Annotated in this window: 23 protein-coding genes and 1 other RNA gene; 10 read left to right on the forward strand and 14 right to left on the reverse strand. The window is 61.5% G+C overall.

Translation table 11 applies throughout. The annotated features are described in order from the left end of the window. Window positions 1–32: 32 nt before the first annotated feature. From gcvT to AC1MDC_RS15135, 8 genes are all read right to left on the reverse strand, one after another. Complete coding sequence (gene gcvT, locus AC1MDC_RS15100; protein ID WP_085696909.1) at window positions 33–1,115, reverse strand: glycine cleavage system aminomethyltransferase GcvT; 1,083 nt, start codon at window positions 1,113–1,115, stop codon at window positions 33–35. Window positions 1,116–1,272: 157 nt separating this feature from the next. Further along, complete coding sequence (locus AC1MDC_RS15105) at window positions 1,273–2,889, reverse strand: ABC transporter permease (RefSeq protein WP_085702357.1); 1,617 nt, start codon at window positions 2,887–2,889, stop codon at window positions 1,273–1,275. A 156-nt stretch (window positions 2,890–3,045) separates the two neighbouring features. After that, the gene (locus tag AC1MDC_RS15110; RefSeq protein ID WP_085696907.1) at window positions 3,046–4,050 is read right to left on the reverse strand and encodes an extracellular solute-binding protein; all 1,005 of its coding nucleotides are present in this window, start codon (window positions 4,048–4,050) and stop codon (window positions 3,046–3,048) included. A 137-nt stretch (window positions 4,051–4,187) separates the two neighbouring features. After that, a complete protein-coding gene (locus tag AC1MDC_RS15115) occupies window positions 4,188–5,405 on the reverse strand; it encodes a 2-octaprenyl-3-methyl-6-methoxy-1,4-benzoquinol hydroxylase (RefSeq protein WP_176247713.1) in 1,218 nt (405 codons plus the stop codon). 9 nt (window positions 5,406–5,414) lie between these two features. Next, entirely contained in the window at window positions 5,415–5,900 is a 486-nt protein-coding gene (locus tag AC1MDC_RS15120; RefSeq protein WP_085696905.1) for a DUF4442 domain-containing protein, read from the reverse strand. Further along, window positions 5,893–7,080 (reverse strand): 2-octaprenyl-6-methoxyphenyl hydroxylase, encoded by a 1,188-nt coding sequence (ubiH, locus tag AC1MDC_RS15125; protein WP_085702355.1) that lies wholly within the window; start codon window positions 7,078–7,080, stop codon window positions 5,893–5,895. The genes AC1MDC_RS15120 and ubiH overlap by 8 nt, the downstream gene beginning before the upstream one ends. Then, entirely contained in the window at window positions 7,077–8,411 is a 1,335-nt protein-coding gene (gene pepP / locus AC1MDC_RS15130; protein WP_227233854.1) for a Xaa-Pro aminopeptidase, read from the reverse strand. The genes ubiH and pepP overlap by 4 nt, the downstream gene beginning before the upstream one ends. 27 nt (window positions 8,412–8,438) lie before the next feature. Then, window positions 8,439–8,999: a YecA/YgfB family protein gene (locus AC1MDC_RS15135; protein ID WP_085696902.1), complete on the reverse strand. Its 561-nt coding sequence runs from the start codon at window positions 8,997–8,999 to the stop codon at window positions 8,439–8,441. A 125-nt stretch (window positions 9,000–9,124) separates the two neighbouring features. On the opposite strand from AC1MDC_RS15135, the gene AC1MDC_RS15140 reads away from it, so the two are divergent. The 4 genes from AC1MDC_RS15140 (at window position 9,125) to AC1MDC_RS15155 (ending at window position 10,543) form a co-directional block, all read left to right on the forward strand. Then, entirely contained in the window at window positions 9,125–9,334 is a 210-nt protein-coding gene (locus tag AC1MDC_RS15140) for a TIGR02449 family protein (protein ID WP_007940359.1), read from the forward strand. Then, on the forward strand, window positions 9,331–9,648 hold the full coding sequence (locus AC1MDC_RS15145) for a cell division protein ZapA (RefSeq protein ID WP_007951811.1): 318 nt from the start codon (window positions 9,331–9,333) through the stop codon (window positions 9,646–9,648). Before AC1MDC_RS15140 ends, AC1MDC_RS15145 begins: the two co-directional genes overlap by 4 nt. A 30-nt stretch (window positions 9,649–9,678) precedes the next feature. Continuing rightward, a non-coding RNA gene (gene ssrS / locus AC1MDC_RS15150) (6S RNA) lies at window positions 9,679–9,857 on the forward strand. An 80-nt stretch (window positions 9,858–9,937) separates the two neighbouring features. Continuing rightward, window positions 9,938–10,543 carry a 5-formyltetrahydrofolate cyclo-ligase gene (locus tag AC1MDC_RS15155; RefSeq protein ID WP_266201916.1) on the forward strand — a complete coding sequence of 202 codons (606 nt, stop codon included), beginning with the start codon at window positions 9,938–9,940 and terminating at the stop codon, window positions 10,541–10,543. Window positions 10,544–10,578: 35 nt separating this feature from the next. Here the strand turns inward: AC1MDC_RS15155 and AC1MDC_RS15160 are convergent, their stop codons facing one another. Continuing rightward, on the reverse strand, window positions 10,579–10,734 hold the full coding sequence (locus tag AC1MDC_RS15160) for a hypothetical protein (protein WP_007911192.1): 156 nt from the start codon (window positions 10,732–10,734) through the stop codon (window positions 10,579–10,581). 197 nt (window positions 10,735–10,931) lie between these two features. On the opposite strand from AC1MDC_RS15160, the gene AC1MDC_RS15165 reads away from it, so the two are divergent. The 4 genes from AC1MDC_RS15165 to AC1MDC_RS15180 all read left to right on the forward strand — a co-directional run bounded on the left by AC1MDC_RS15165 (window position 10,932) and on the right by AC1MDC_RS15180 (window position 16,303). Then, window positions 10,932–11,381 (forward strand): EVE domain-containing protein, encoded by a 450-nt coding sequence (locus AC1MDC_RS15165; RefSeq protein ID WP_085696900.1) that lies wholly within the window; start codon window positions 10,932–10,934, stop codon window positions 11,379–11,381. Between the two features lie 121 nt (window positions 11,382–11,502). Further along, the gene (locus AC1MDC_RS15170) at window positions 11,503–12,468 is read left to right on the forward strand and encodes an HlyD family secretion protein (protein ID WP_085696899.1); all 966 of its coding nucleotides are present in this window, start codon (window positions 11,503–11,505) and stop codon (window positions 12,466–12,468) included. After that, window positions 12,465–15,185, forward strand: a complete 2,721-nt coding sequence (gene rbbA / locus AC1MDC_RS15175; protein WP_085696898.1) for a ribosome-associated ATPase/putative transporter RbbA — start codon at window positions 12,465–12,467, stop codon at window positions 15,183–15,185. Before AC1MDC_RS15170 ends, rbbA begins: the two co-directional genes overlap by 4 nt. Further along, a complete protein-coding gene (locus AC1MDC_RS15180; RefSeq protein ID WP_085702352.1) occupies window positions 15,185–16,303 on the forward strand; it encodes an ABC transporter permease in 1,119 nt (372 codons plus the stop codon). The genes rbbA and AC1MDC_RS15180 overlap by 1 nt, the downstream gene beginning before the upstream one ends. Window positions 16,304–16,319: 16 nt before the next feature. Here the strand turns inward: AC1MDC_RS15180 and AC1MDC_RS15185 are convergent, their stop codons facing one another. After that, window positions 16,320–16,727 carry a flagellar basal body-associated protein FliL gene (locus AC1MDC_RS15185; RefSeq protein WP_027610485.1) on the reverse strand — a complete coding sequence of 136 codons (408 nt, stop codon included), beginning with the start codon at window positions 16,725–16,727 and terminating at the stop codon, window positions 16,320–16,322. A 150-nt stretch (window positions 16,728–16,877) separates the two neighbouring features. Between AC1MDC_RS15185 and AC1MDC_RS15190 the strand changes: the two genes are divergently transcribed. Then, window positions 16,878–17,855 (forward strand): NADPH:quinone oxidoreductase family protein, encoded by a 978-nt coding sequence (locus AC1MDC_RS15190; protein ID WP_480393272.1) that lies wholly within the window; start codon window positions 16,878–16,880, stop codon window positions 17,853–17,855. Window positions 17,856–17,906: 51 nt separating this feature from the next. Here AC1MDC_RS15190 and AC1MDC_RS15195 read toward each other — a convergent pair whose 3' ends face one another. Further along, entirely contained in the window at window positions 17,907–18,515 is a 609-nt protein-coding gene (locus AC1MDC_RS15195) for an energy transducer TonB (protein ID WP_085696895.1), read from the reverse strand. 326 nt (window positions 18,516–18,841) lie between these two features. On the opposite strand from AC1MDC_RS15195, the gene glpT reads away from it, so the two are divergent. Continuing rightward, window positions 18,842–20,191 carry a glycerol-3-phosphate transporter gene (gene glpT, locus AC1MDC_RS15200; RefSeq protein WP_085696894.1) on the forward strand — a complete coding sequence of 450 codons (1,350 nt, stop codon included), beginning with the start codon at window positions 18,842–18,844 and terminating at the stop codon, window positions 20,189–20,191. Here the strand turns inward: glpT and AC1MDC_RS15205 are convergent. The 3 genes from AC1MDC_RS15205 to ubiD form a co-directional block, all read right to left on the reverse strand. Further along, window positions 20,167–20,835: a gamma-glutamylcyclotransferase gene (locus AC1MDC_RS15205; RefSeq protein WP_480393273.1), complete on the reverse strand. Its 669-nt coding sequence runs from the start codon at window positions 20,833–20,835 to the stop codon at window positions 20,167–20,169. The genes glpT and AC1MDC_RS15205 overlap by 25 nt on opposite strands. Before the next feature lie 197 nt (window positions 20,836–21,032). Further along, window positions 21,033–22,001: a CDP-6-deoxy-delta-3,4-glucoseen reductase gene (locus tag AC1MDC_RS15210; protein ID WP_480393274.1), complete on the reverse strand. Its 969-nt coding sequence runs from the start codon at window positions 21,999–22,001 to the stop codon at window positions 21,033–21,035. After that, the gene (gene ubiD / locus AC1MDC_RS15215; protein ID WP_085696891.1) at window positions 22,001–23,467 is read right to left on the reverse strand and encodes a 4-hydroxy-3-polyprenylbenzoate decarboxylase; all 1,467 of its coding nucleotides are present in this window, start codon (window positions 23,465–23,467) and stop codon (window positions 22,001–22,003) included. The genes AC1MDC_RS15210 and ubiD overlap by 1 nt, the downstream gene beginning before the upstream one ends. Between the last annotated feature and the right edge of the window lie 25 nt (window positions 23,468–23,492).

Here is a 23,492-nt window from a genome sequence, read left to right on the forward strand (position 1 = left end):
AATTGTCAGCGGTCGTGCCCGCCGGAAAAGGTTTAGATCAAGGTTTTGCCGTGACGGACAAAGGTCGGTTTGACCACTCGTACCGGATACCACTTGCCACGGATTTCCACTTCGGCGCGGTCGGCAGTCGCCATCGGTACACGCGCCAGGGCAATCGACTTGCTAAGCGTAGGAGAGAAACTACCACTGGTGATCTCTCCTTCGCCAACATCTGCGATACGAACCACCTGATGCGCACGCAAAACCCCGCGTTCCTCAAGCACCAGGCCGACCAGTTTGTGCTGCACGCCGGCGGTTTTTTCCGCTTCCAGCGCATCACGTCCGATGAATCGGCGCGTGGCCGGTTCCCAGGCGATGCTCCAGGCCATGTTCGAGGCCAGTGGCGAAACGTCCTGATGGATGTCCTGACCGTAGAGGTTCATCCCCGCTTCCACCCGCAAGGTGTCGCGAGCGCCGAGGCCAATGGGAGAAATGCCGGCGCCCACCAGATCGTTGAAAAATCCCGGAGCCTGATCGGCCGGCAGGGCGATTTCCAGACCGTCCTCACCGGTATAGCCGGTGCGCGCAATGAACCAGTCGCCGTCGACGTGGCCTTCAAAAGGCTTGAGCATCTGGATCAGATTGGCGCGGGACTGGGTCACCAGTTCGGCAATCTTGTGCCGGGCATGGGGGCCTTGAATGGCGAGCATCGCCAGCTCGGAGCGTTCGTGCATTTGCACATCGAAGCTGCCCAACTGTGCCTGCATCCAGGCCAGATCCTGATCGCGGGTGGAGGCGTTGACCACCAGGCGATAACCGTCCTCGAGACGGTAGACGATCATGTCGTCGACGATACCGCCGCGCTCGTTGAGCATGGTGCTGTACAACGCACGGCCGGGGCTGTGCAGACGTTCGACGTCGTTGGCCAGCAAATGCTGGAGCCAGACCTTGGCCTGGGGGCCGGTGACATCGATCACGGTCATGTGGGAAACATCGAACACCCCGCAATCGCGACGCACTTCGTGATGCTCCTCGACCTGCGAGCCGTAATGCAGGGGCATGTCCCAACCGCCAAAATCGACCATCTTCGCGCCAAGGGCGAGATGCAGGTCATACAGAGGCGTACGCTGTCCCATGGGTTTCTCCTTCCGGGCGTGGCGAAGGTGCGGAACGCTGCTGCACGGCTCGGAAAGCCCCGTAAAAAAGGGCTTTCAGCCGATTTCAGCGATAGGGTCTGTCAGACGGACCGCACCGAATGCCGCGCATTGTAGCCGCATGATTCAGGACTCACTACTAAGTGTTTCGATGTGCCGAGCGGCGAATAAGTCCGACAACCGGCAACAGACCGACCAGCACCAGGGTCAATGCCGGCAGCGACGCCCTCGCCCATTCGCCTTCGCTGGTCATTTCGAAGATCCGCACCGCCAGCGTGTCCCAGCCAAACGGGCGCATCAGCAGGGTCGCGGGCATTTCCTTGAGCACATCGACGAACACCAGCAAGGCGGCGCTGAGCGTGCCGGGCAGCAACAGCGGCAGATACACTTTGAAAAACAGTCGCGGCCCACTGACACCCAGGCTGCGTGCCGCTTCAGGCAAAGAAGGCCGTATACGCGCCAGACTGCTTTCCAGCGGCCCATAGGCCACCGCCACGAACCGCACCAGATACGCCAGCAGCAACGCCGCCAGACTGCCCAGCAGCAAGGGTTTGCCCGCACCGCCAAGCCAGCCGGACAGTGGAATCACCAACTCCCGATCCAGATAACTGAACGCAAGCATGATCGACACCGCCAGCACCGAGCCCGGCAAGGCATAACCGAGATTGGCCAGACCGACCGCAGAGTTGATCGTCCGGGTTGGCGCCAGACGCCGGGCGAACGCCAGCAACATCGCAACGCCGACCGTGATCAGCGCCGCCATGCCGCCCAGATATAACGTGTGGAGAATCAGCCCGGCGTAGCGCTCATCCAGATCGAATCGCCCGCGCTGCCAGAACCACACCACCAGTTGCAGCACCGGAATGACAAACGCACAGGCGAACACCAGACCGCACCAGCCGCTCGCCGCCCAGGCCTTTGGCCCGCGCAAGTGATACAGCGCCTTGACCCGTGGTCGCTCGTTGCTTGCCCGATTGGCGCCGCGCGCGCGACGTTCGCCGTACAGCACCAGCATCACCACCAGCAACAACAGGCTGGCCAGTTGCGCGGCGCTTGGCAGGCTGAAGAAGCCATACCAGGTCTTGTAGATCGCGGTGGTGAAGGTGTCGAAGTTGAACACCGAGACCGCACCGAAATCCGCCAGGGTTTCCATCAACGCCAGCGCTACACCGGCACCGATGGCCGGCCGCGCCATCGGCAATGCCACGCGCCAGAACGCCTGCCACGGCGACTGGCCGAGCACTCGCGCGGCTTCCATCAAGCCCTTGCCCTGCGCCAGGAACGCGGTGCGCGCCAGCAGGTAAACGTAGGGATAAAACACCAGCACCAACACCAGAATCACGCCACCGGTGGAGCGCACTCGCGGCAGGCGCAGGCCGCTGCCGAACCATTCGCGCAGCAGGGTCTGCACGGGACCTGCGAAGTCCAGCAGGCCGACGAAGACGAACGCCAGCACGTAGGCCGGGATGGCGAACGGCAGCATCAGCGCCCAGTCGAGCCAACGTCGTCCGGGGAATTCGCAGAGGCTGGTGAGCCAGGCAAGGCTCACGCCGATCAGCGTCACACCGACACCGACGCCGAAGACCAGCGTCAGCGTATTGCCCAGCAGGCGCGGCATCTGGGTTTCCCACAGGTGCGACCAGATCTGCTGGTCGATGGTTTGCCATGAGAGCAGGAGCACGCTGAGAGGGAGCAACACCAACGCGGCGATGGCGAAGACGATGGGGTACCAGCGGCGTTGGGCGGGGTGGGCCAATGAAACAGTCTCGTTCAAATGTGTGTGCCCACGCTTTGCGTGGGCACACATCCTGTGACGCTCCGCATCACGCTATCGTTGATGCGACGCAGAGCGTCGGGGCCTGCATTCCCACGCAGTCGGTTCGACGTGGGAATGATCAAAAAAAGTGAAAACTCAGTTCCAACCCGCCCGATCCATCATCCGGATCGCTTCAGCCTGACGCTTGCCCGCCACTTCAACCGGCAGCGTATCAGCCACGAACTCCCCCCAAGCCGCCACTTCGTCCGAAGGCTTCACCGCCGGATTCGCCGGAAACTCCTGGTTCACATCGGCAAAGATCTTCTGCGCTTCAGGCGTGGTCATCCACTCGACCAGCGCCTTGGCCGCTTCCGGGTGTGGTGCGTGTCTGGTCAGGCCGATACCCGACAGATTGACGTGTACACCGCGATCCGCCTGGTTTGGCCAGAACAGTTTCACCGGCAGTTCCGGCTTCTGCTTGTGCAGGCGCCCGTAATAGTAGGTGTTGACGATGCCGACGTCGCACTGGCCGGCGTTGATCGCCTCCAGCACCGCGACGTCGTCGGAGAACACGTCGGTGGACAGGTTGTTGACCCAGCCCTTGAGGATCTTCTCGGTCTTCTCGGCGCCGTGCACTTCGATCATGGTGGCGGTCAGCGACTGGTTGTAGACCTTCTTCGCCGTGCGCAGGCACAGGCGGCCTTCCCAGTTCTTGTCGGCCAATGCTTCGTAAGTGGTCAGTTCACCCGGTTTCACCCGTTCGGTGGAATAGGCGATGGTCCGGGCGCGCAGGCTCAGGCCGGTCCAGGCGTGGCTGGACGAGCGGTATTGCAGGGGAATGTTGGCGTCGATGGTTTTCGAGGTGAAGGGCTGGAGAATGCCCATCTGCTCGGCCTGCCAGAGGTTACCGGCATCGACGGTCAGCAGCAGGTCGGCGGTGGCGTTCTCGCCTTCGGCCTTGATCCGCTGCATGAGCGGCGCTTCCTTGTCGGTAATGAACTTGATCTTCACCCCGGTCTTGGCGGTGTAGGCATCGAACACCGGCTTGATCAGCTCATCGATACGCGAGGAGTAGACCACCACCTCGTCGGCGGCCTGGGCGGCGGTGCTGCCGATCAGGGTCAGGGCCAGTGCGGTCAGAACACGCTTGGATGCCAACATGGGAGCGGTCTCTCGGTCGGGAAAAGTGGCCCAAATGATAAGGACTCACATTTGCGAGCTCAATCGAACACTTTCCCAAGGAGTTACCAGATGTTGCACAGCCCGAAACTTCCGGCGCCGTCAGCCTCAATAGAGCACTAAGGTTTAGCCAGGACTGGAAGGTCCCCAGTCAGCCCCAATGCTTCACGCACGAACAGCGCCTTGGCCTCTGGCATCTGCTCGACGATTTTCAGGCCGGTGTTGCGCAACCAGCGCAATGGCAACGGATCGGCCTGGAACAACCGCTCGAACCCCTCCATCGCCGCCATCAGTGCCAGGTTGTGCGGCATGCGCCGGCGCTCGTAGCGGCTCAGGACTTTCACGTCCGCCAGGCGTTCGCCGCGTTCGTGCGCTTGCAGCAGCACTTCAGCCAGCACGGCGGCATCGAGGAAGCCGAGGTTCACGCCCTGCCCCGCCAACGGGTGAATGGTGTGCGCCGCATCGCCGATCAGCGCCAGGCCTTCGGCCACGTAACGTTTGGCGTGGCGTTGACGCAGCGGCACGCACAGACGCGGGTCGGCGCTGATGACTTCGCCAAGGCAGCCTTCGAAGGCGCGCTCCAGCTCACGGCAGAAATCCGCTTCATCCAGCGCCATCAATCGCTCGGCCTCGCTCGGCGTGGTTGACCAGACGATCGAGCACCAGTCCTGCTGACCGTTACGCTCAAGCGGCAGAAACGCCAGCGGCCCGTGATCGGTGAAACGCTGCCACGCGGTCATCCGGTGCGGTTTGCTGCTGCGCACGCTGGTGACGATGGCGTGATGCAGGTAATCCCACTCACGGGTGGCGACGCCGGTCAGACGGCGCACGGCGGAATTGGCCCCGTCCGCCGCAATCACCAGCGGTGCGCGCAAAGTGCGGCCGTCGGCCAGGGTCAGCAGCCAGTCGTCACCGGAGCGGCGCATCTGCTCCAGCCGCGCGTTGGCCAGCAGGCCCATGTCGCAATCGTGCAGACGGTCGAGCAAGGCATCCTGGACCACGCGGTTTTCGACGATATGCCCGAGCACATCGGCGTGTACGCTGCTGGCCGAGAAGTGAATCTGGCCGGTGCCGCTGCCGTCCCAGACGTGCATGTCGGTGTAAGGGCTGCTGCGTCGGTTGACGATGCCGTCCCACACGCCGAGGCGATCGAGGATGCGCTGGCTGGCCGCCGACAGTGCGCTCACCCGTGGCTCGAACGGCGCATCGCCATTGAAGGGTTTGACGCTCAACGGGCTGCCGTCGAGCAACAGCACTTCCAGTCCGCTGCCCTGCAACGCCAGCGCCAGGGCACTGCCGACCATTCCGGCTCCGACAATCAGCACATCCGCGCGCATTTCCATGCTTTAAGCCTGTCTCGCTGGCGGCTTGAGCCGCACGTAAAGGGTTTTACCGACCCGCGCCACCAGGTTGCCGGCGCCGTCATGAATATCGACCTGCAACTGCGGCAGGTACTTTTCGCCACTGGCGGTCTGCCGACGGATCTCGTCGAGCAACGTGTCGTCGATGTGGAACCGGGCGAACACCGGACCTTTGCCTGGCGCTATGAAATCAATGTCGGCGGCCTTGTCCCAGACGATGTACCGCGAGCCGAGGTTTTCCATGAGCATCAACATGAAGAACGGATCGACCATCGAATACAGACTGCCGCCGAACTGAGTGCCGACGTAATTGCGGTTGTACCAGCCCAGGCCCATCGAGACCTGAATGTCCCGAAAGTCATCGCTGATGTGCTTCACCCGGACACCCGCGCCGAAGTACGGCGGGTAGAACGTCATGATCCAGCGCATCAGCCGCGCCTTGCCAAATAGTTTGATCAGCCACTCACGCATCCGGCCGCGTCCCCAGCCCCATGGCCTGACGGGCGAACCAGCGTTTGGCCGGCGGCAGCAGATCGAGGCCGAGCAGGCCGATGTTGCGTCCCAGTGATACCAGCGGCTGGGTACTGCCGAACAGCCGCGTGACCTGATCGGAGAAACCGACGGTGAGGTCCTGATCGAGACGCTGACGCTCGCGATAAGCCTGCAACGTGGCGAAATCCCCCAGCGGTTTGTCGCTGGTCAGCAGCGCGGCGGCCAGCGCATCGGCATCGCGCAGGGACAGGTTGAAACCCTGCCCGGCAATCGGGTGCAGACTGTGGGCGGCGTTGCCGAGAACGGCCAGATGCGAACGCACCTGCTCTTCGGCTTCCACCAGCGCCAGCGGGTACAGATGCCGTGCGCCGACCTGTTTCAGGGTGCCGAGGCGATAACCGAACACGCCTTGCAGTTCGCTGAGGAAATCCCGCTCGCTCAGGTCCGCCAGACGTTGCGCGTCCATGCCCAGACGGGTCCAGACCAGCGCGCAACGGTTTTCCGGCAGCGGCAGCAGCGCCATCGGGCCTTCGTCGGTGAAGCGCTCGAACGCCATGCCGTTGTGGGCTTCGCTCGGGGTGATGTTGGCGATCAGTGCGCTCTGGTTATAGGGGCGCTTGCGTACATTGATGCCCAGTTGCTCACGCAGACCGGAACGGCCGCCATCGGCGAGCACCGCCAGATCGCACTCGACCGTGGTCTCATCGTTGAGGGTCAGGCGATAGCCGTCCGGCAACGGTTCCATGCGGGAGACTTCTGCCGGGCAGCGCCAGCTGATCACATCTTTGTCGAGGTGCTGCCACAGGCACTGACCGAGCCAGGCGTTTTCCACTACATAACCAAGTGCCGGAACGCCCTCTTCCATCGCCGACAGTCGGGCGGTGGAAAAGCGCCCACGGTCGGACACGTGAATCTGTTTGATCGGCTCGGCGCGGCGGGAGATTTCCTGCCACACGCCCAGCCGCTGATAAATCTGTCGCGAGCCGAAGGACAGCGCCGAGGAACGCGCGTCGTAGCTTGGCTGCCAGGTGTTCCCGGGGGCGAACGGTTCGATCAGCACGATCTTCCAGCCACGGGCCTTGGCCCCGGCCTGCAAGGCCAACGCCAGACTGGCGCCGACCAGACCGCCACCGATGATTGCCAGATTGACCCGACTCATGCCGCGCAGGTCCGTGCTTGCGCCATCAGGGCTTCGATCTCGGCGACGGTTTTCGGCACGCCGCCGGTCAGGATTTCACAACCGCTCTTGGTCACTACCACGTCATCCTCGATGCGCACGCCAATGCCGCGCCATTTTTTCGCTACGTTCTGATTGTCCGGGGCGATGTAGATGCCCGGCTCCACGGTCAGCGCCATGCCGACTTCCAGCACCCGCCATTCACCGCCGACCTTGTACTCGCCGACGTCATGCACATCCATCCCGAGCCAGTGGCCGGCGCGGTGCATGTAAAACGCCTTGTAGGCCTCGGAGGCGATCAATTCGTCGACTTGGCCCTGCAACAGCCCCAGCTTCACCAGCCCGGCGGTAATGACCCGGACCGTGGCTTCGTGCGCCTGGTTCCAGTGTTTGTTTGGAGCGATTTCGGCGAACGCTGCTTCCTGCGAGGCCAATACCAATTCGTAGATCGCTTTCTGCTCGGCGGAAAACTTGCCGTTGACCGGCCAGGTGCGGGTGATGTCGCTGGCGTAGCAGTCGATTTCGCAGCCAGCGTCGATCAGTACCAGATCGCCGTCCTTGAGCAACGCGTCATTCTGCTGGTAATGCAGGATGCAGCTGTTGCGCCCGGCAGCGACGATCGAACCGTAGGCCGGCATTTTCGCCCCGCCCTTGCGGAACTCGTAATCGAGCTCGGCTTCGAGGCTGTACTCGTACAGGCCGGCACGGCTGGCCTGCATTGCCCGGATGTGGGCCTGGGCGGAAATCCGCGCCGCTTCGCGCATCACCTTCACTTCTGCCGCCGATTTATACAGGCGCATGTCGTGCAGCAGGTGATCCAGGGCAACGAATTCGTTCGGCGGCTGGGCGCCAAGGTGCGCCTTGGAGCGGATCACGTTGATCCAGTCCATCAGGTGACGGTCGAATTCCGGGTTGCTGCCCATCGCCGAATACACCCGGTCGCGGCCTTCGATCAGGCCCGGCAGGATGTCGTCGATGTCGGTGATGGGGAACGCGTCGTCGGCGCCAAAGTCGCGAATCGCGCCTTCCTGGCCGGCGCGCAGGCCATCCCAGAGTTCGCGTTCGGCATTGCGTTCACGGCAAAACAGCACGTACTCGCCGTGTTCTCGACCGGGCATCAGGACGATGACCGCCTGTGGCTCGGGGAAACCGCTGAGGTACTGGAAGTCGCTGTCCTGGCGATAGACATGCTCGACGTCGCGGTTGCGGATGGCGACCGCGGCGGCAGGCAGGATCGCGATGCTGTTGGGTTCCATCTGCGCCATCAGCGCCTTGCGGCGCCGGGCGTATTCCGCTTTCGGGATATGGATCATGGGCAGATGGCTTTCCCTGGCACGCGATCAGTGCAGCGACGGCTTGGCCGCTGGCGGCACGTCGGCCTTTTTGGTTTCGGAGAACAGCAGCAGCGGCGCTACACGCAGGTACTCCATGACTTCCATATAGTCGCTTTCGCCGTCTTCGGACTCTTCCAGTGCGTCTTGCACCTGGGAGATTGCTGCAAGATCCTGCAACACTTCGGTGGCTTCGGTGCTCAGCATGCTGCTGTCGCGGCAGTTCAGGCCGAAACCGGTGAGGAAGCCCTGGCACCATTCGCCCAGCGCGGCGGCGCGCTCGGTCAGCGGAGCGTCATCGTTCGGCAGCAGCAGAACCACGGTGATATCGTCGCCGGTGAGTTCGCTCTTGACCATCTCCTGCAGACCGATCAGCGCGTTGCGGACGTTGTCCTGCGGCTCGCTTTCGAGCAGCTCGGCAGCATCGATCAGCCATTCTTCGGCATTGAAGCCGGCGCCGGCGCAACTGCGACCCAGCAACAGGCCGTGCAGTTCGGCAGGCGAAACGGAGTGACCGCTGGAATTGAGCAGGGTGGCAAAGCCTTGGTACGGGGAATTCTGAATGGGCATGGGCAGCTAGGCGCCAGACGGCGCTATGTCTAGAATGAAGGCCTTGTATCCTACATCGACAGACTCGCCAAGACCATTAAAGGCTGTCCGCCAGCCAAACCCATCAGACCGAATCAGTGGACACAATGGAAGACACCGACCTGCAAGCGCTGATGGCCAGACTCGAACTGCTGATTACCCGAGTCGAGCAACTAAAAAGTCAAAATGCACTCTTACTTGCTCAGGAAAAGACCTGGCGCGAGGAACGCGCGCACCTCATTGAAAAAAACGAAATCGCCCGGCGTAAGGTCGAATCGATGATTTCGCGCCTCAAGGCCCTGGAGCAAGACTCATGAGTTCAAGCAATAGCGTTACCGTGCAGATCCTCGACAAAGAGTATTCGATCATCTGTCCCCAGGAAGAGCGCAGCAATCTGATCAGCGCCGCCCGCTACCTGGACGGCAAGATGCGCGAGATCCGCAGCAGCGGCAAAGTCATCGGCGCCGACCGCATCGCCGTGATGGCCGCGCTGAACATCACCCACGATCTCTTGCACAAAGAAGAGCGTCCGGACATCCAGGCCAGCGGTTCGACCCGTGAACAGGTGCGTGACTTGCTCGATCGTGTCGATCTGGTGCTGGCCGACGATCCGGACATCAGCAAGGGCTGATTCACCAGGCCGCTTGAGTTATACTCGCCGCACTCCCTGGGGTGCTTGCCAGTTGACGATGTCCCTGAGCCGATTTGCACTACCCTGGGGGTTGCACGTTGGGCTGGTGTGCATGTCCGCCAGACGGAAAGCCTTAAAGCCTACTGCATCCTCCACCTTGAACTCTCGGGTTCAAGGGCTAAGTCGACAGCGGCTCATCCGGGGAGCCTGATTCGAATCCGATGCCGGTGCATGCCGGCATCGGATTTTTTATGCGTACGTTTTCGTCCCACCCTGCCGAAGCCGAACCATGACCGAACCCGCGTTGCTGCCCCGCCCCCAACTGCGCCGCCTGCTGCGCAAGGCCCGCCGCTCTTTGACGCCGAGCCAGCAACGCCAGGCCGCCGAAGGCCTGTACAAGCAACTGGCACAAGACCCGCACTTTCGCCGGGCCAAACACATTTCCCTGTACCTGCCCTCCGACGGTGAAATCGACCCGCGCCTGTTGCTGCGCGCGGCCCAGCGGCGTGGCAAGAAAACCTACCTCCCGGTGCTCAGTGCCTGGCCGAGGACCAAAATGGTCTTTCAACAGATCCGTCCCGGCGAAAAACTCAAGCCCAACCGTTTTCGCATCCTTGAGCCGCGCGCCAATCTGGCCCGTCAGCGCAAGGTCTGGGCACTGGATCTGGTGTTGTTGCCACTGGTGGGATTCGACGATGTCGGCGGGCGCCTGGGCATGGGCGGCGGATTCTACGACCGCAGCCTGGCGTATCTGGCCCGACGCCAGAACTGGCGCAAGCCTACACTGCTGGGTCTGGCCCATGAATGTCAGAAAGTCGGACGTCTCGCGCAAGCGAGCTGGGATGTACCGTTGCAGGGAACGGTGACAGACAAGGCATGGTATTTCGCGGGATAGACGCCGCGCGGATCAGCGGCGTCGAAAAGGCAGTTTCAGCGTTTGAAGGCTGTCGACTGTTGTACTTGTTGCGCCACTTCAATCGGAGCATCGGCCTTGTTGGCCCACAGACTTTGCGCATAACCGGTGGTCACGACGCCCAGACCGAACAAAATAACCAAAGTCCACAGCAAATCCGGTTTGCGTTTCATCGATTGCCCCCCTCAAGGCACATCATCACGATGACAGCAGCGGTTTCCATTCGTAGGCCGTGCAGCAGCGTCAAGCTTTAAAGGCCGGCATTTTGCGACAACGTGAACCTCTGCGCAAATGCTGACGTCAACCGACCGTCGGTTTGTCATAAAATTGCCCGACAACCTGCCCAACGACCGCTTGAGGAGCACACACCATGGCCTACTGGCTGATGAAATCCGAGCCCGACGAGCTCTCGATCAAGGGTTTGGAAAAGCTCGGTAAAGCGCGCTGGGACGGGGTTCGCAACTATCAGGCACGCAATTTCCTGCGGGCCATGGCAGTAGGGGACGAATTCTTTTTCTACCACTCCAGCTGCCCGGAGCCGGGAATTGCCGGGATCGGCAAAATCATTCAGGCCGCGTACCCGGATCCCACCGCAATGGATCCGCAAAGCCATTATTTCGACCCGAAAGCCACGCCAGAGAAAAACGCCTGGAGCGCGATTGACGTCGCCCATGTGGAGACGTTCAGCCGGGTCTTGAAGCTGGATTATCTGAAACAGCAGACCGCACTGGCCGAAATGCCGCTGGTACAAAAGGGCTCGCGACTGTCGGTGATGCCAGTGACGGCCGAGCAGTGGGCGGCAGTACTCGGTTTGCGCTGAGAGACCTCGGCCCTTGCGGCTGACATGACTCAGCGCTGCTGCTTCGCCGACATTTGACCGACATCAAGCGATGCCATCGCTTAACCCGACAGACTGAACGCCCAAGCCGCAGGATGCCCTCATGTCAACGCATCGACGCTCCTCTCTGATATACGCCGGCGCCCTCATTCTGTTGTTGATGGCGGCCGGAGGCTTCGGCTACTGGAAGTCCATGAGCAACCGCCTTCCCGAAGGGCTCCACAGCGCAAACGGGCGACTCGAGGCAACGCAAGTGCAGATCGCCAGCAAGACCCCGGGACGTCTCGCCGAGGTCTTGGTCGACGAAGGCGACAAGGTCAGCAAAGGGCAACTGCTTGCGCGAATGGACACCCGAACCCTTGAGGCCCAGCGCAATCAGGCCGAAGCCGAGGTTATCCGCGCCCGCGAGAACCTCGCCGCCGCCCAGGCCAACGTGCAGTTGCGCCTGAGCGAGCAACTGCTGGCCCAGCAAGAACTTGGCCGCTCGCAGTCGTTGTTCAAGCACGGTTTTGTCAGCGCGCAGGTCATCGATCAATTGCAATCACGGATCGGCACCGCTAACGCTGCTGTGACTGCGGCCCGGGCGCAGGTCGCTGCAGTCAGCGCGGCCATCGGTGCAGCCCAGGCCCAGGTTGCGCAACTGGCCAGCGAGATCGATGACAGCCGTCTGCGCGCGCCGATCGACGGGCTGATCCAGTTGCGCATGGCCGAACCCGGCGAAGTGCTGGGTGCCGGCGGCCGAGTCCTGCTGCTGATCGATCCCGGCGACCAATACATGAATCTTTACTTGTCGGCCTCCGTCGCCGGGCGTCTGGCGGTCGGCGATGAAGCGCGGATCCTGCTCGACGCCCTGCCCGATCAGGCCTTGCCGGCGAAAGTCAGTTTCGTGGCGGCCAAATCACAATTCACACCCAAAGAGGTCGAAACCCGCGACGAGCGACAAAAACTGGTCTTTCGCGTCAAGCTGCGCCTGACCCGACCTGGCGACGTCCCCCAGGCCAAGCCCGGCATGCCCGGCGCGGGCTATGTGCGCACCGCGCCGATCGACTGGCCGGCCAATCTGCAATGAACAGCGTCGCGGTTCACGCGAACGCCATCACTCACCGCTATGGCGAGCGGCAAGCCCTGAATGGCATTGCGTTCGACCTGCCGACCGGTACCCGCTGCGGCTTGATCGGCCCTGACGGCGCGGGCAAATCCAGTCTGCTGGGGCTGATTGCGGGCGTGAAAACCCTCCAGCAAGGGCAACTGGAAGTGCTTGGCGGTCCGATCCAGGATCGCAGCCACCGCAACACGCTGTACGCGCGCATCGCTTTCATGCCGCAAGGATTGGGCGGCAACCTGTACCCGGAACTGTCGATCCGCGAGAACGTGCATTTTTTCGCCACCTTGTTCGGCCTCTCTGCAGACGAAAGCGCCCAGCGCCTGCACAACCTGTTGCTCGCGACCGATCTGCTGAGGTTCGCCGATCGACCAGCCGGCAAACTTTCCGGCGGCATGAAACAGAAACTCGGACTGTGTTGCGCCCTGATCCACGAACCGGATCTGCTGATCCTCGACGAGCCGACCACCGGCGTCGATCCGCTTTCACGCCGCAAGTTCTGGGAGTTGATCGACGATGTTCGACGCCAACGACCGCAGCTGACCCTGCTGGTCGCCACGGCCTACATGGAGGAAGCAGAGCAGTTCGAGCATTGCCTGATGCTCGACGGCGGGCGGATGATCGCCACCGGTTTGAGCCGCGAACTGGCCGCTGTCACGCCCAGCGGCAAGCTGGATGACGCCTTCACTCATTTCCAGGGTGACAGCCGTCACACCACTCAACCACTGCAGATCCCGCCTCGCACCGGCAACGCCGATATTGCCATCGAAGCTCACGACCTGACGTTGCGTTTCGGCGACTTTACGGCCGTGGATCACGTCAGCTTCGCCATCGGGCGAGGCGAGATTTTCGGTTTCCTTGGCTCCAATGGCTGCGGCAAGACCACCACAATGAAAGTCCTGACCGGACTGATGCCTGCCAGCGAAGGTAGCGCAACGCTGCTGGGCAATCCGGTGGATGCGAAGGATCTGGCCACGCGCAAACGGGTCGGATTCATGTCTCAGAGCTTTTCGCTGTATGCCGAACTCAGCGTCCGGCAGAACCTTGAACTGCACGCGCGCCTGTTCGACTTGCCGAAAACCGAGAGCGCCCAGCGCATCGACGCGCTGATTCAACGCTTCGATCTGCACGGTGTCGCCAATCAATCGTCCGGGGCCTTGCCGCTGGGAATACGCCAGCGCCTGTCACTGGCGGTGGCGGTCTTGCATGGCCCGGAAGTGCTGATTCTGGATGAGCCGACCTCCGGAGTTGATCCCGCGGCGCGAGACGATTTCTGGCGCCTGTTGATCGAGCTGTCCCGTGATCAAGGCGTGACCATTTTCCTCTCCACCCATTTCATGAACGAAGCTCAGCGTTGCGACCGCATCTCGCTGATGCACGCGGGCAAAGTGCTGGCCTGTGACACGCCGACGGCACTGCAACAACAGTTTGGCGGCAAGTCCCTGGAGGCAGCGTTCGTGACCTGCCTTGAACAGGCTCAGGGCGACGCCGAAACCGCCCCGCCCCCCGAGCCGTCACCGCCCCCGAAAGCGCCGGCCGGTTCCGTCAAGGAACGGGTTTTCAGTTTCGGTCGTCTGACGGCAGTGGCTCGCCGCGAAGGCAAAGAGCTGGTCCGCGACAAAGTGCGCATGGCGTTTGCACTGCTGGGTGCGATTTTCATGATGGTGATTTTTGGCTTCGGGATTTCCCTGGATGTGGAGAACCTGGCCTTTGCCGTGTATGACCAGGATCAAACGCCACAAAGCCGCGCCTATCTGGAGGCCTTTCGCGGCTCCCGCTATTTCGCCGAACAGCCGCCCATCGAAGATCCACAGGCTCTGCACCGTCGGCTGCAACGTTCGGAAATCAAACTGGCGCTGGAGATCCCGCCCGGCTTCGGCCGCGACCTGTACGCCGGGCATCGGCCGGAGGTCGCGGCGTGGCTGGATGGCGGCATGCCCTTTCGCGCCGAGACCAGTCGCAACTACGTCGAGGCCGTTCATCTGGCCAATCTCGAGCAACTTGCCGAACAAAGCAGCCCGGCCTTGACCCTGTCAGCCCCGGCCACGCTGCAGACCCGCTTTCGCTATAACCAGGATGTGGTCAGCGTCAATGCCATCGGTCCCGGCGTGATGGCGCTGATTCTGGCCTTCATTCCGGCGATGCTGACGGCGCTCGGCATCGTGCGCGAGAAAGAGCTGGGCTCAATCACCAACTTCTACGCCACGCCCCTGACCCGCCTCGAATTCCTCCTGGGCAAACAAATGCCTTATCTGCTGGTCAGCCTGGTCAACCTCGCCGTGCTCACGGCCATGAATCGCTGGTTGTTCGGCGTGCCCTTCAAGGGCAGCCTGCCGACCCTTGCGTTCGGCGGGCTTTTGTATGTACTGGCCACCACCAGCATGGGCCTGCTGATTTCAGCGTTCACCCGAACACAGATTGCGGCGATCCTCGGCACCATGATCATCACCAGCCTGCCGACCATTCAGTTCTCGGGTCTGATCGTGCCGCGTTCTTCGCTGGAAGGGGCCGCCGCCGTGATGGGCGTGCTGTTCCCGGCCGGTCACTTCCTCGACATCGCCGTAGGAACGTTCACCAAAGCTCTGGACCTGCGCCAGCTCTGGCCACAATGCCTGGCGCTGGGCGGCTTTTTTATCGGGTTCACCGGTTTGAGCCTGATCATGCTGAAAAAGCAGGAGGCGTGATGCACAAGCTCGCACATATCCTGCGATTGGGCCTCAAGGAGCTGACGAGCCTGCGCCATGACAGCGTACTACTGCTGTTCCTGTTCTATGCCTTCACCGTAGCCATCTATATGCCAGCCGCCGGTTCGGTGATCGGCGTGCATAACGCCAGCGTGGCGATTGTCGACGAGGATCACGGCGCCCTTTCGCGCCAATTGGCCGAGGCGCTGCAACCTCCGGAATTCCAGACGCCGGTACCGCTGCCCTACGAGCAACTGGATGAGGTCATGGATAGCGGCCGCTACACGTTCGTCATCAACATCCCCGCCAGTTTTCAGACAGACCTGCTCGCGGGTCGCCAGCCAGCCCTGCAGGTCAACGTCGACGCCACTGCCATGAGTCAGGCGTTCATGGGCGCCGGCTACATCAGCCGAATATTTCAACGTGAGTTATTGGCTTACTCAGGCCAGGGTGATGTGCAGACCGGGTCTGCGGTGCAACTGACGACTCGAGCCCTGTTCAATACCAATCTTGAGGGCGGTTGGTTTCTGGCCGTGATTCAGATCGTCAACAACATCACTATTCTGGCGATTGTTCTGACCGGCACCGCGCTCCTGCGCGAGCGCGAACACGGCACACTGGATCATTTGCTGGTGCTGCCGCTGACCGCACTGGAAATCATGCTGGCGAAAGTCTGGAGCAATCTGCTGGTGGTGGTGCTATGCACCTGGCTGTCCCTGGAAGTGATTGTCAAAGGTGCGTTGGGCGTACCTTTATCCGGCTCATTGAGCCTGTTCTTGCTGGTTACGGCCGTTTATCTGTTCGCCAGCACCGCGCTGGGCATATTTCTGGCAACGCTGGCGCGTTCGACACCGCAGTTCGGCCTGCTGGCCATCCCGGTGATTATCCCGATGTTGCTGTTGTCCGGGGGCAGTACACCGCTGGACAGCATGCCGCAGTGGTTGCAATGGGTCATGCAAGGGTCACCGTCCACCCACTTCGTCAGCCTCGGCACCGCGATCCTGTTCCGCGACGCCGGGCTGAGCGTGGTGTGGCCTGACTTGCTGGCGCTGGTCGTCATCGGTTTGCTGTTCTTTTTCATCGCCCTGGCACGGTTTCGCAAGAGCCTGGCGTCCTGAACAACCGCGACAACATTTACTGAATGATCAGGTTGTTGAACAACAGATCCTCGACCACCGGCTTGCCGGTCTCGTCATTCATCACTTGCTGGGTCTGCTTCAAGGCTTCCTGACGCAGTTTTTCCTTGCCTTCGATGCTGCCCATCGCTTCGGTGGTTTGCTGAGTGAACAGCGCCACCAGTTGATTGCGAATCAGCGGCTCGTTGGCCTTGACCAGTTTGGTCGCCTCTTCGCCGGTCACCCGCAGTGCCACGTCGGCCTTGTAGACCTTCAGCTTCGGCGTGCCATCCAGCCCGTAGTTGCCCACGAACGGCGGGCTCAGGGTGATGTAGTTGACCTTCGGCGCCTCGCCCTCTTTGGCTTCTTCGGCCAGCGCTGCCACAGGCAGAGACAGGGCCAGCAACAACATGATCCACGCTTTCACAATTCGCTCCTTATCCGGTTTGCGGCCTAGCATAACGACCCGCCGCGCAAGCACAAGCTTATGGCGGACTATCAGGGCCGGGCATGCTCGTTGACCCGTTGACTGCCACACCTACACTTATCGGCCATCACTCCCAAAGGAATAGCCCTGATGAAAGCCGTGCTGTGCAAAGCCTTCGGCCCTGCCGAATCGCTGGTGCTGGAAGACGTCGCCAGTCCTGTCGCCAAGAAGAACGAAATCCTGCTGGACGTGCACGCCGCCGGGGTCAACTTCCCGGACACGCTGATCATCGAGGGCAAGTACCAGTTCAAGCCGCCCTTCCCGTTCTCCCCGGGTGGGGAAGCCTCCGGCGTGGTCAGCCAAGTGGGTGAAAAGGTCTGTCACCTGAAGGTCGGCGACCGGGTCATGGCCCTGACGGGCTGGGGCAGCTTTGCCGAGCAGGTCGCAGTGCCGGGCTACAACGTGCTGCCGATCCCGCCGTCGATGGATTTCAACACTGCCGCCGCGTTCAGCATGACCTACGGCACGTCGATGCACGCCCTCAAACAGCGCGGCAACCTGCAACCGGGTGAAACCCTGCTGGTACTCGGTGCCTCCGGCGGCGTTGGTCTCGCCGCCGTGGAAATCGGCAAAGCCATGGGCGCCCGGGTGATTGCCGCCGCCAGCAGCGCGGAAAAACTCGCCGTCGCCAAGGCTGCCGGTGCTGACGAACTGATCAACTACAGCGAAACCAGCCTCAAGGACGAGATCAAACGCCTGACCGACGGCCAGGGCGCCGACGTGATCTACGACCCGGTCGGCGGCGACCTGTTCGACCAGGCTATCCGCGCCATCGCCTGGAACGGCCGCCTGCTGGTCGTCGGCTTCGCCAGCGGACGCATTCCCGAACTGCCGGTCAACCTCGCCCTGCTCAAGGGCGCGGCGGTACTCGGCGTGTTCTGGGGTTCCTTCGCCCAGCGCCAGCCGCAGGACAACGCCGCAAACTTCCAGCAACTGTTCGGCTGGTTTGCCGAGGGCAAGCTCAAGCCGCTGGTGTCGCAGGTCTACCCGCTGGGCAATGCCGCGGAGGCGATCAATGATCTCGGGCAGCGCAAGGCTGTGGGCAAGGTTGTCGTCAGCGTGCGCTAAACGGAAAAAGCTGTCTGGTCATGTACCTGACCAGACAGGCATGCACTGTTCTCATAAAACCTTGCGAATGTCTTCCGGCAGAAGGGTGACGTATTTAAGGCCTGGACTCTTTTGGCAGCGCGTCACAATGCTGGGAACACGCTTGTTCATTTTGGCAACCATGGCCAGGCGTTGCTCCATCGGGATCTGTCCCTGGAAAAACGTATTTGCCAGATAACCGCGCACATAATGAAACGGTGCAGCATCCACCCAGGCATGTCTTGGATAGTGCGCCAGCAAACTGTTGAACTCGCGGCATTTGAGATCCTTCAGCCACAGATTGACACCGTCGGGAGAGTCGAATCCGAACGTCATCGGGGCGATTATTTCCTGCTCTGGCGGGCGTTCTCCTTCAACAGTCCACGGTTTAAAGCGCCATTGCGCCAGCGCTTTTTTGACCGCATCGGACAGTTCGGCATGATCGCTTTTCAAAATGCCGACCTTACTCACCGCTCCGTCTGCACTGACGGTAAAGCTTACTTTGACGCCTCCGGTAAACCCGGCCCGTTGCAGCCCCGGAGGGTAGATTGGTTTCGGATGATGTTCCGGAATCAAAAATACCTCGGCCGCCCAGGTACTGCCCGCCACCAACAGCAAAACCAACAACATCCACCAGCGCATGATTCCTCCCCTCGCGACCCGAATGCCCGATCAGGCATCTGCGAAAAGGTTAAGGCGCGCCCCTCCAAAATAGAACGTCGCGGCTTCTGCGTTGCAAGCAGGAGATTTCCTCAAAACTTGCCCTACGTCTCGCTGAAACCCTGCAGGAAGCCGCCGAAGTAACCTTTCCCACAGCGCCCCTCACTTATATCTGAGCGACATGTTCATAAAGGAACGTGCGACTTCCAACATTTCCACTGTTTTGTCGATGGGAAGCGGTGCTATTTTCGGTAACGAAACTGTAACATTCGCATCCGCAGTCAAAACAAGAAATCTGGAGCTCTTGAATGTTTGCTTTCTTTCGTCCTGCCGCACATCAGGCTCCATTGCCTGAAGAAAAAATCGACAGCACCTACCGACGCCTGCGTTGGCAGATCTTCGCCGGCATCTTCTTTGGCTACGCGGGTTACTACCTGCTGCGCAAGAACTTCTCGCTGGCCATGCCGTACCTGATCGACGAAGGCTACAGCCGTGGCGATCTGGGCCTGGCGATGTCGGCGATCGCCATTGCGTATGGCTTGTCCAAGTTCCTCATGGGCCTGGTCTCCGACCGCTCCAACCCGCGTTACTTCCTGCCCTTCGGCCTGCTGGTATCGGCCGGGGTCATGTTCATTTTCGGTTTCGCGCCTTGGGCAACGTCCAGCGTGACCATGATGTTCATCCTGCTGTTCATCAACGGTTGGGCCCAGGGCATGGGCTGGCCGCCGAGCGGACGCACGATGGTGCACTGGTGGTCGCAGAAGGAACGTGGCGGCGTGGTGTCGGTGTGGAACGTGGCGCATAACGTCGGGGGCGGCCTGATCGGCCCGCTGTTCCTGGTCGGCATGGGCCTGTTCAACGACTGGCACGCAGCGTTCTACGTTCCGGCCGCTGTTGCTCTGGCGGTAGCGGTGTTCGCGTTCGTGACCATGCGCGACACCCCGCAATCGGTTGGCCTGCCGCCGATCGAGAAGTACAAGAACGACTATCCGGAAGGCTACGACGCCAGCCACGAAGACGAATTCAGCGCCAAGGAAATCTTCGTCAAATACGTGCTGCGCAACAAAATGCTCTGGTACATCGCCATGGCCAACGTCTTCGTTTACCTGCTGCGCTACGGCGTACTGGACTGGGCGCCGACCTACCTGAAGGAAGCCAAGGGTTTCACTGTAGATAAAACCTCGTGGGCCTATTTCTTCTACGAATGGGCGGGGATTCCAGGCACGCTGCTGTGCGGCTGGATGTCAGACAAGATCTTCCGTGGCAACCGTGGCCTGACCGGCATGGTGTTCATGGCGCTGGTGACCGTGGCGACCCTGGTTTACTGGCTGAACCCGGCCGGCAACCCGACCATCGACATGATCGCGCTGTTCTCCATCGGCTTCCTGATCTACGGCCCGGTGATGCTGATCGGCCTGCAGGCGCTGGAGCTGGCACCAAAGAAAGCCGCCGGTACTGCTGCGGGCTTCACCGGTCTGTTCGGGTATCTGGGTGGTTCGGTCGCGGCCAGTGCAGCGATGGGCTACACCGTGGACCATTTCGGCTGGGATGGCGGTTTCGTGTTGCTGGTGGGCGCTTGCCTGCTGTCGATGGCCTTCCTGGCCCCGACCCTGTGGCACAAGCAAGTCGCCAGTCAGACCCGCGAAGCAGTCGCCTGATCGGCCTTTGACCTGCAGCGCTTGAGCCGCGCCTCCAGATTCCGGTCTGGCATGGCGTGGCTGCGCAGGGCGTGAGCGGTCTGCTCGACATAATCGCGAGTCGTGCCGTAACGCCCGCAAGCGCTTTCGAACACCTGGCTCAGCACATGATCCGGCAAGTTGCCGGCATAGCTGGGCAGGTGTCGCTCCAATACGAATCCCAAGGCCTGAACCTGGCTGCCATCTTCGAGTCGGCAGTTGAGCCAGTGTGGGCGATAGGACGGGAACGGCATCTCGCGCTTCCACAACGCATAGAGCGCGCTGTCCAGGTTGTCTTCCGGCAACCGGTAGGCAAAGCCGCTGCATGAACCGCCCCGGTCCAGACCAAAGACCAGACCCGGCATTTCCGGCGTGCCGCGATGCTCGTGGGACCACAGGTACAAGCCACGATGGTAGCCATGCACTCGACCGCGCACACGCTCGGCGGCGGTGCATTCCGGCCGCCAGATCAGCGATCCGTAGGCGAACAGCCACACCGGCCCGCCCTTGTGGCGCGCCATGGTCGATTGCATGGAAGCGAGAAGTTGTTCGTGCGTCAGCTGCGGCCCGAGATCGAGCCGCGGAGGGTAAGCCAGGTTCAGAAAAGCGTTTTCAATGGCGCTCATGGCGAATAGCGTTCAGCTCCCCGCGGGTGAAGAATTACTTAATAGAACGCACCGCTGTAACAATAAGGCACATATGTTTTAAAGCAATTGGAGTGCCATGGCACAGTTCTTAATTTATTGCCTGATTGATATATAACCTACCGGCATTTATGCAATTACATAAATACCGATCGGCTATATAGAGAGTTATAAAGAATTCAGGAACGGGGCGCGTAAGCGAACACATCCGCACGCATCTGATGGGCATCCATCCCCGCTTCCACCAGCGCATCCAGCGTGCCGTAGACCATGGCCGGCGAGCCGCTGGCGTAGACGTGCAGCGGTTTCAGATCGGGAAAATCCTCACACACCGCCTCATGCAACATGCCGCAGCGCCCTTCCCAACCGCATTGATCACTGACGACCTTGTGCAGGAACAGGTTGGGCAACTTCAGCCATTCGTCCCAATGTTCGATTTCGTAGAAGTCTTCCGGGCGACGCACGCCCCAGTACAAGTGCACCGGCTGTTTGAAGCCGTTGGCCCGGCAATGTTCGATCAGGCTGTGGATCTGACCCATGCCGGTGCCGGCGGCGATCAGCACCAGCGGCCCGTCCGGCAATTCCGCCAGATGGGTGTCGCCGAACGGCAGTTCGACCCGCACCATCGGGTTGCGCCTGAGCTGATCGATCAGGTTCAGCGCACTGGATTCGCGCGCCAGCACATGGATTTCCAGATCGCGCCCGCCGTGGGGCGCCGAGGCCATGGAGAACGCCGACTTCTCGCCGTTCTCGCGCTCGATCATCAGGTACTGACCGGCGTGATAGCGCGGCGGCTTGCCGGCCGGTGCCCGCAGGCGCACACGAAAGGTATCGCCACCGACGTCCCGGCATTCGATGACCTGACACGACACACTGCGCACGGGCAGTTCTCCCAGCGCGAGCACGCCATCCCACAGCACGATGCAGTCTTCCAGCGGCTCCGCTATGCAAGTGTAGAACTCACCGTGGTCGTGCACCTTGCCGGCCTGTTCGACCCGGCCTTCCACCAGCAGCGCCGCACACACATGGCAATTGCCGTTGCGGCAGCTCTGCGGGCATTCATAGCCCAGGCGCCGCGCACCATCGAGAATCCGCTCTCCGGGCCGTATCTCGAGCACCACTCCGGAGGGCTGCAGGGTTACACGCATCAATCTATTCCTAACTGATTCCAGATGGCATCGATCCGTTGGGTGACGGCATCATCCTTGACGATGACGCGGCCCCACTCGCGAGTGGTTTCGCCCGGCCACTTGTGGGTGGCATCCAGGCCCATCTTCGAGCCGAGCCCCGACACTGGCGAGGCAAAGTCGAGGTAGTCGATCGGCGTGTTGTCGATCATCACCGTGTCGCGCTTGGGGTCCATGCGCGTGGTGATGGCCCAGATCACGTCGTTCCAGTCTCGCGCGTTGATGTCGTCGTCGGTGACGATAACGAACTTGGTGTACATGAACTGTCGCAAAAACGACCAGACACCCAGCATCACGCGCTTGGCATGGCCCGGATACGCCTTCTTCATCGTCACCACGGCCATGCGGTACGAGCAGCCTTCCGGCGGCAGGTAGAAGTCGGTGATCTCCGGGAACTGCTTCTGCAGGATCGGCACGAACACTTCGTTCAACGCCACGCCGAGAATCGCCGGCTCATCCGGCGGACGGCCGGTGTAGGTGCTGTGGTAGATCGGTTTGATCCGGTGGGTGATGCGCTCGACGGTGAACACCGGGAAGCTGTCGACTTCGTTGTAGTAACCGGTGTGGTCGCCGTACGGGCCTTCATCGGCCATTTCGCCCGGATGGATCACGCCTTCGAGGATGATTTCAGCGGTGGCCGGCACTTGCAGGTCGTTGCCACGGCACTTCACCAGTTCTGTGCGGCTGTCGCGCAGCAGACCGGCGAAGGCGTATTCGGAGAGGCTGTCCGGCACCGGGGTGACCGCGCCGAGAATGGTCGCAGGATCCGCACCGAGGGCCACGGACACCGGGAACGGCTGACCCGGATGCTTCTCGCACCACTCGCGGAAATCCAGCGCGCCACCCCGGTGGCTGAGCCAGCGCATGATGACCTTGTTACGGCCAATCACTTGCTGACGGTAGATGCCGAGGTTCTGCCGATCCTTGTTCGGGCCCTTGGTGACGGTCAGGCCCCAGGTAATCAGCGGTGCCACGTCGCCCGGCCAGCAGGTCTGCACCGGCAACATCGCCAGATCGACGTCGTCGCCTTCGATGACCACTTCCTGGCACGGCGCGTCTTTGACGACTTTCGGCGCCATCGCAATGATCTTGCGGAAGATCGGCAGCTTCGACCACGCATCCTTCAAGCCCTTCGGCGGCTCCGGCTCCTTGAGGAACGCCAGTAGCTTGCCGATTTCGCGCAGCTCGCTGACCGACTCGGCGCCCATGCCCATCGCGACCCGCTCGGGAGTGCCGAACAGGTTGCCGAGCACCGGAATGTCATGGCCGGTCGGTTTCTCGAACAGCAGCGCCGGGCCCTTGGCCCGCAGCGTGCGGTCGCACACCTCGGTCATCTCCAGCACCGGCGAGACGGGAATCTGGATGCGTTTCAACTCTCCGCGCTGCTCAAGCTGCTGCACGAAATCCCGAAGATCCTTGAATTTCATTGACGATGGCACCCTCAAAATAGGC

The organism is Pseudomonas sp. 1 (assembly GCF_056626735.1).

Bases quoted from the DNA above. Each gene is read 5' to 3' on its own strand.
- AC1MDC_RS15165 (WP_085696900.1), top strand. From the start codon at position 10,932: ATGGCCTACTGGCTGATGAAATCCGAGCCCGACGAGCTCTCGATCAAG.
- AC1MDC_RS15120 (WP_085696905.1), bottom strand. From the start codon at position 5,900: ATGCGTGAGTGGCTGATCAAACTATTTGGCAAGGCGCGGCTGATGCGC.
- AC1MDC_RS15155 (WP_266201916.1), top strand. From the start codon at position 9,938: ATGACCGAACCCGCGTTGCTGCCCCGCCCCCAACTGCGCCGCCTGCTG.
- pepP (WP_227233854.1), bottom strand. From the start codon at position 8,411: ATGATCCATATCCCGAAAGCGGAATACGCCCGGCGCCGCAAGGCGCTG.
- ubiD (WP_085696891.1), bottom strand. From the start codon at position 23,467: ATGAAATTCAAGGATCTTCGGGATTTCGTGCAGCAGCTTGAGCAGCGC.
- AC1MDC_RS15135 (WP_085696902.1), bottom strand. From the start codon at position 8,999: ATGCCCATTCAGAATTCCCCGTACCAAGGCTTTGCCACCCTGCTCAAT.
- AC1MDC_RS15180 (WP_085702352.1), top strand. From the start codon at position 15,185: ATGCACAAGCTCGCACATATCCTGCGATTGGGCCTCAAGGAGCTGACG.
- AC1MDC_RS15205 (WP_480393273.1), bottom strand. From the start codon at position 20,835: ATGAGCGCCATTGAAAACGCTTTTCTGAACCTGGCTTACCCTCCGCGG.
- glpT (WP_085696894.1), top strand. From the start codon at position 18,842: ATGTTTGCTTTCTTTCGTCCTGCCGCACATCAGGCTCCATTGCCTGAA.
- ubiH (WP_085702355.1), bottom strand. From the start codon at position 7,080: ATGAGTCGGGTCAATCTGGCAATCATCGGTGGCGGTCTGGTCGGCGCC.
- AC1MDC_RS15110 (WP_085696907.1), bottom strand. From the start codon at position 4,050: ATGTTGGCATCCAAGCGTGTTCTGACCGCACTGGCCCTGACCCTGATC.
- gcvT (WP_085696909.1), bottom strand. From the start codon at position 1,115: ATGGGACAGCGTACGCCTCTGTATGACCTGCATCTCGCCCTTGGCGCG.
- AC1MDC_RS15140 (WP_007940359.1), top strand. From the start codon at position 9,125: ATGGAAGACACCGACCTGCAAGCGCTGATGGCCAGACTCGAACTGCTG.
- AC1MDC_RS15195 (WP_085696895.1), bottom strand. From the start codon at position 18,515: ATGCGCTGGTGGATGTTGTTGGTTTTGCTGTTGGTGGCGGGCAGTACC.
- AC1MDC_RS15190 (WP_480393272.1), top strand. From the start codon at position 16,878: ATGAAAGCCGTGCTGTGCAAAGCCTTCGGCCCTGCCGAATCGCTGGTG.
- AC1MDC_RS15160 (WP_007911192.1), bottom strand. From the start codon at position 10,734: ATGAAACGCAAACCGGATTTGCTGTGGACTTTGGTTATTTTGTTCGGT.
- AC1MDC_RS15210 (WP_480393274.1), bottom strand. From the start codon at position 22,001: ATGCGTGTAACCCTGCAGCCCTCCGGAGTGGTGCTCGAGATACGGCCC.
- rbbA (WP_085696898.1), top strand. From the start codon at position 12,465: ATGAACAGCGTCGCGGTTCACGCGAACGCCATCACTCACCGCTATGGC.
- AC1MDC_RS15115 (WP_176247713.1), bottom strand. From the start codon at position 5,405: ATGCGCGCGGATGTGCTGATTGTCGGAGCCGGAATGGTCGGCAGTGCC.
- AC1MDC_RS15170 (WP_085696899.1), top strand. From the start codon at position 11,503: ATGTCAACGCATCGACGCTCCTCTCTGATATACGCCGGCGCCCTCATT.
- AC1MDC_RS15145 (WP_007951811.1), top strand. From the start codon at position 9,331: ATGAGTTCAAGCAATAGCGTTACCGTGCAGATCCTCGACAAAGAGTAT.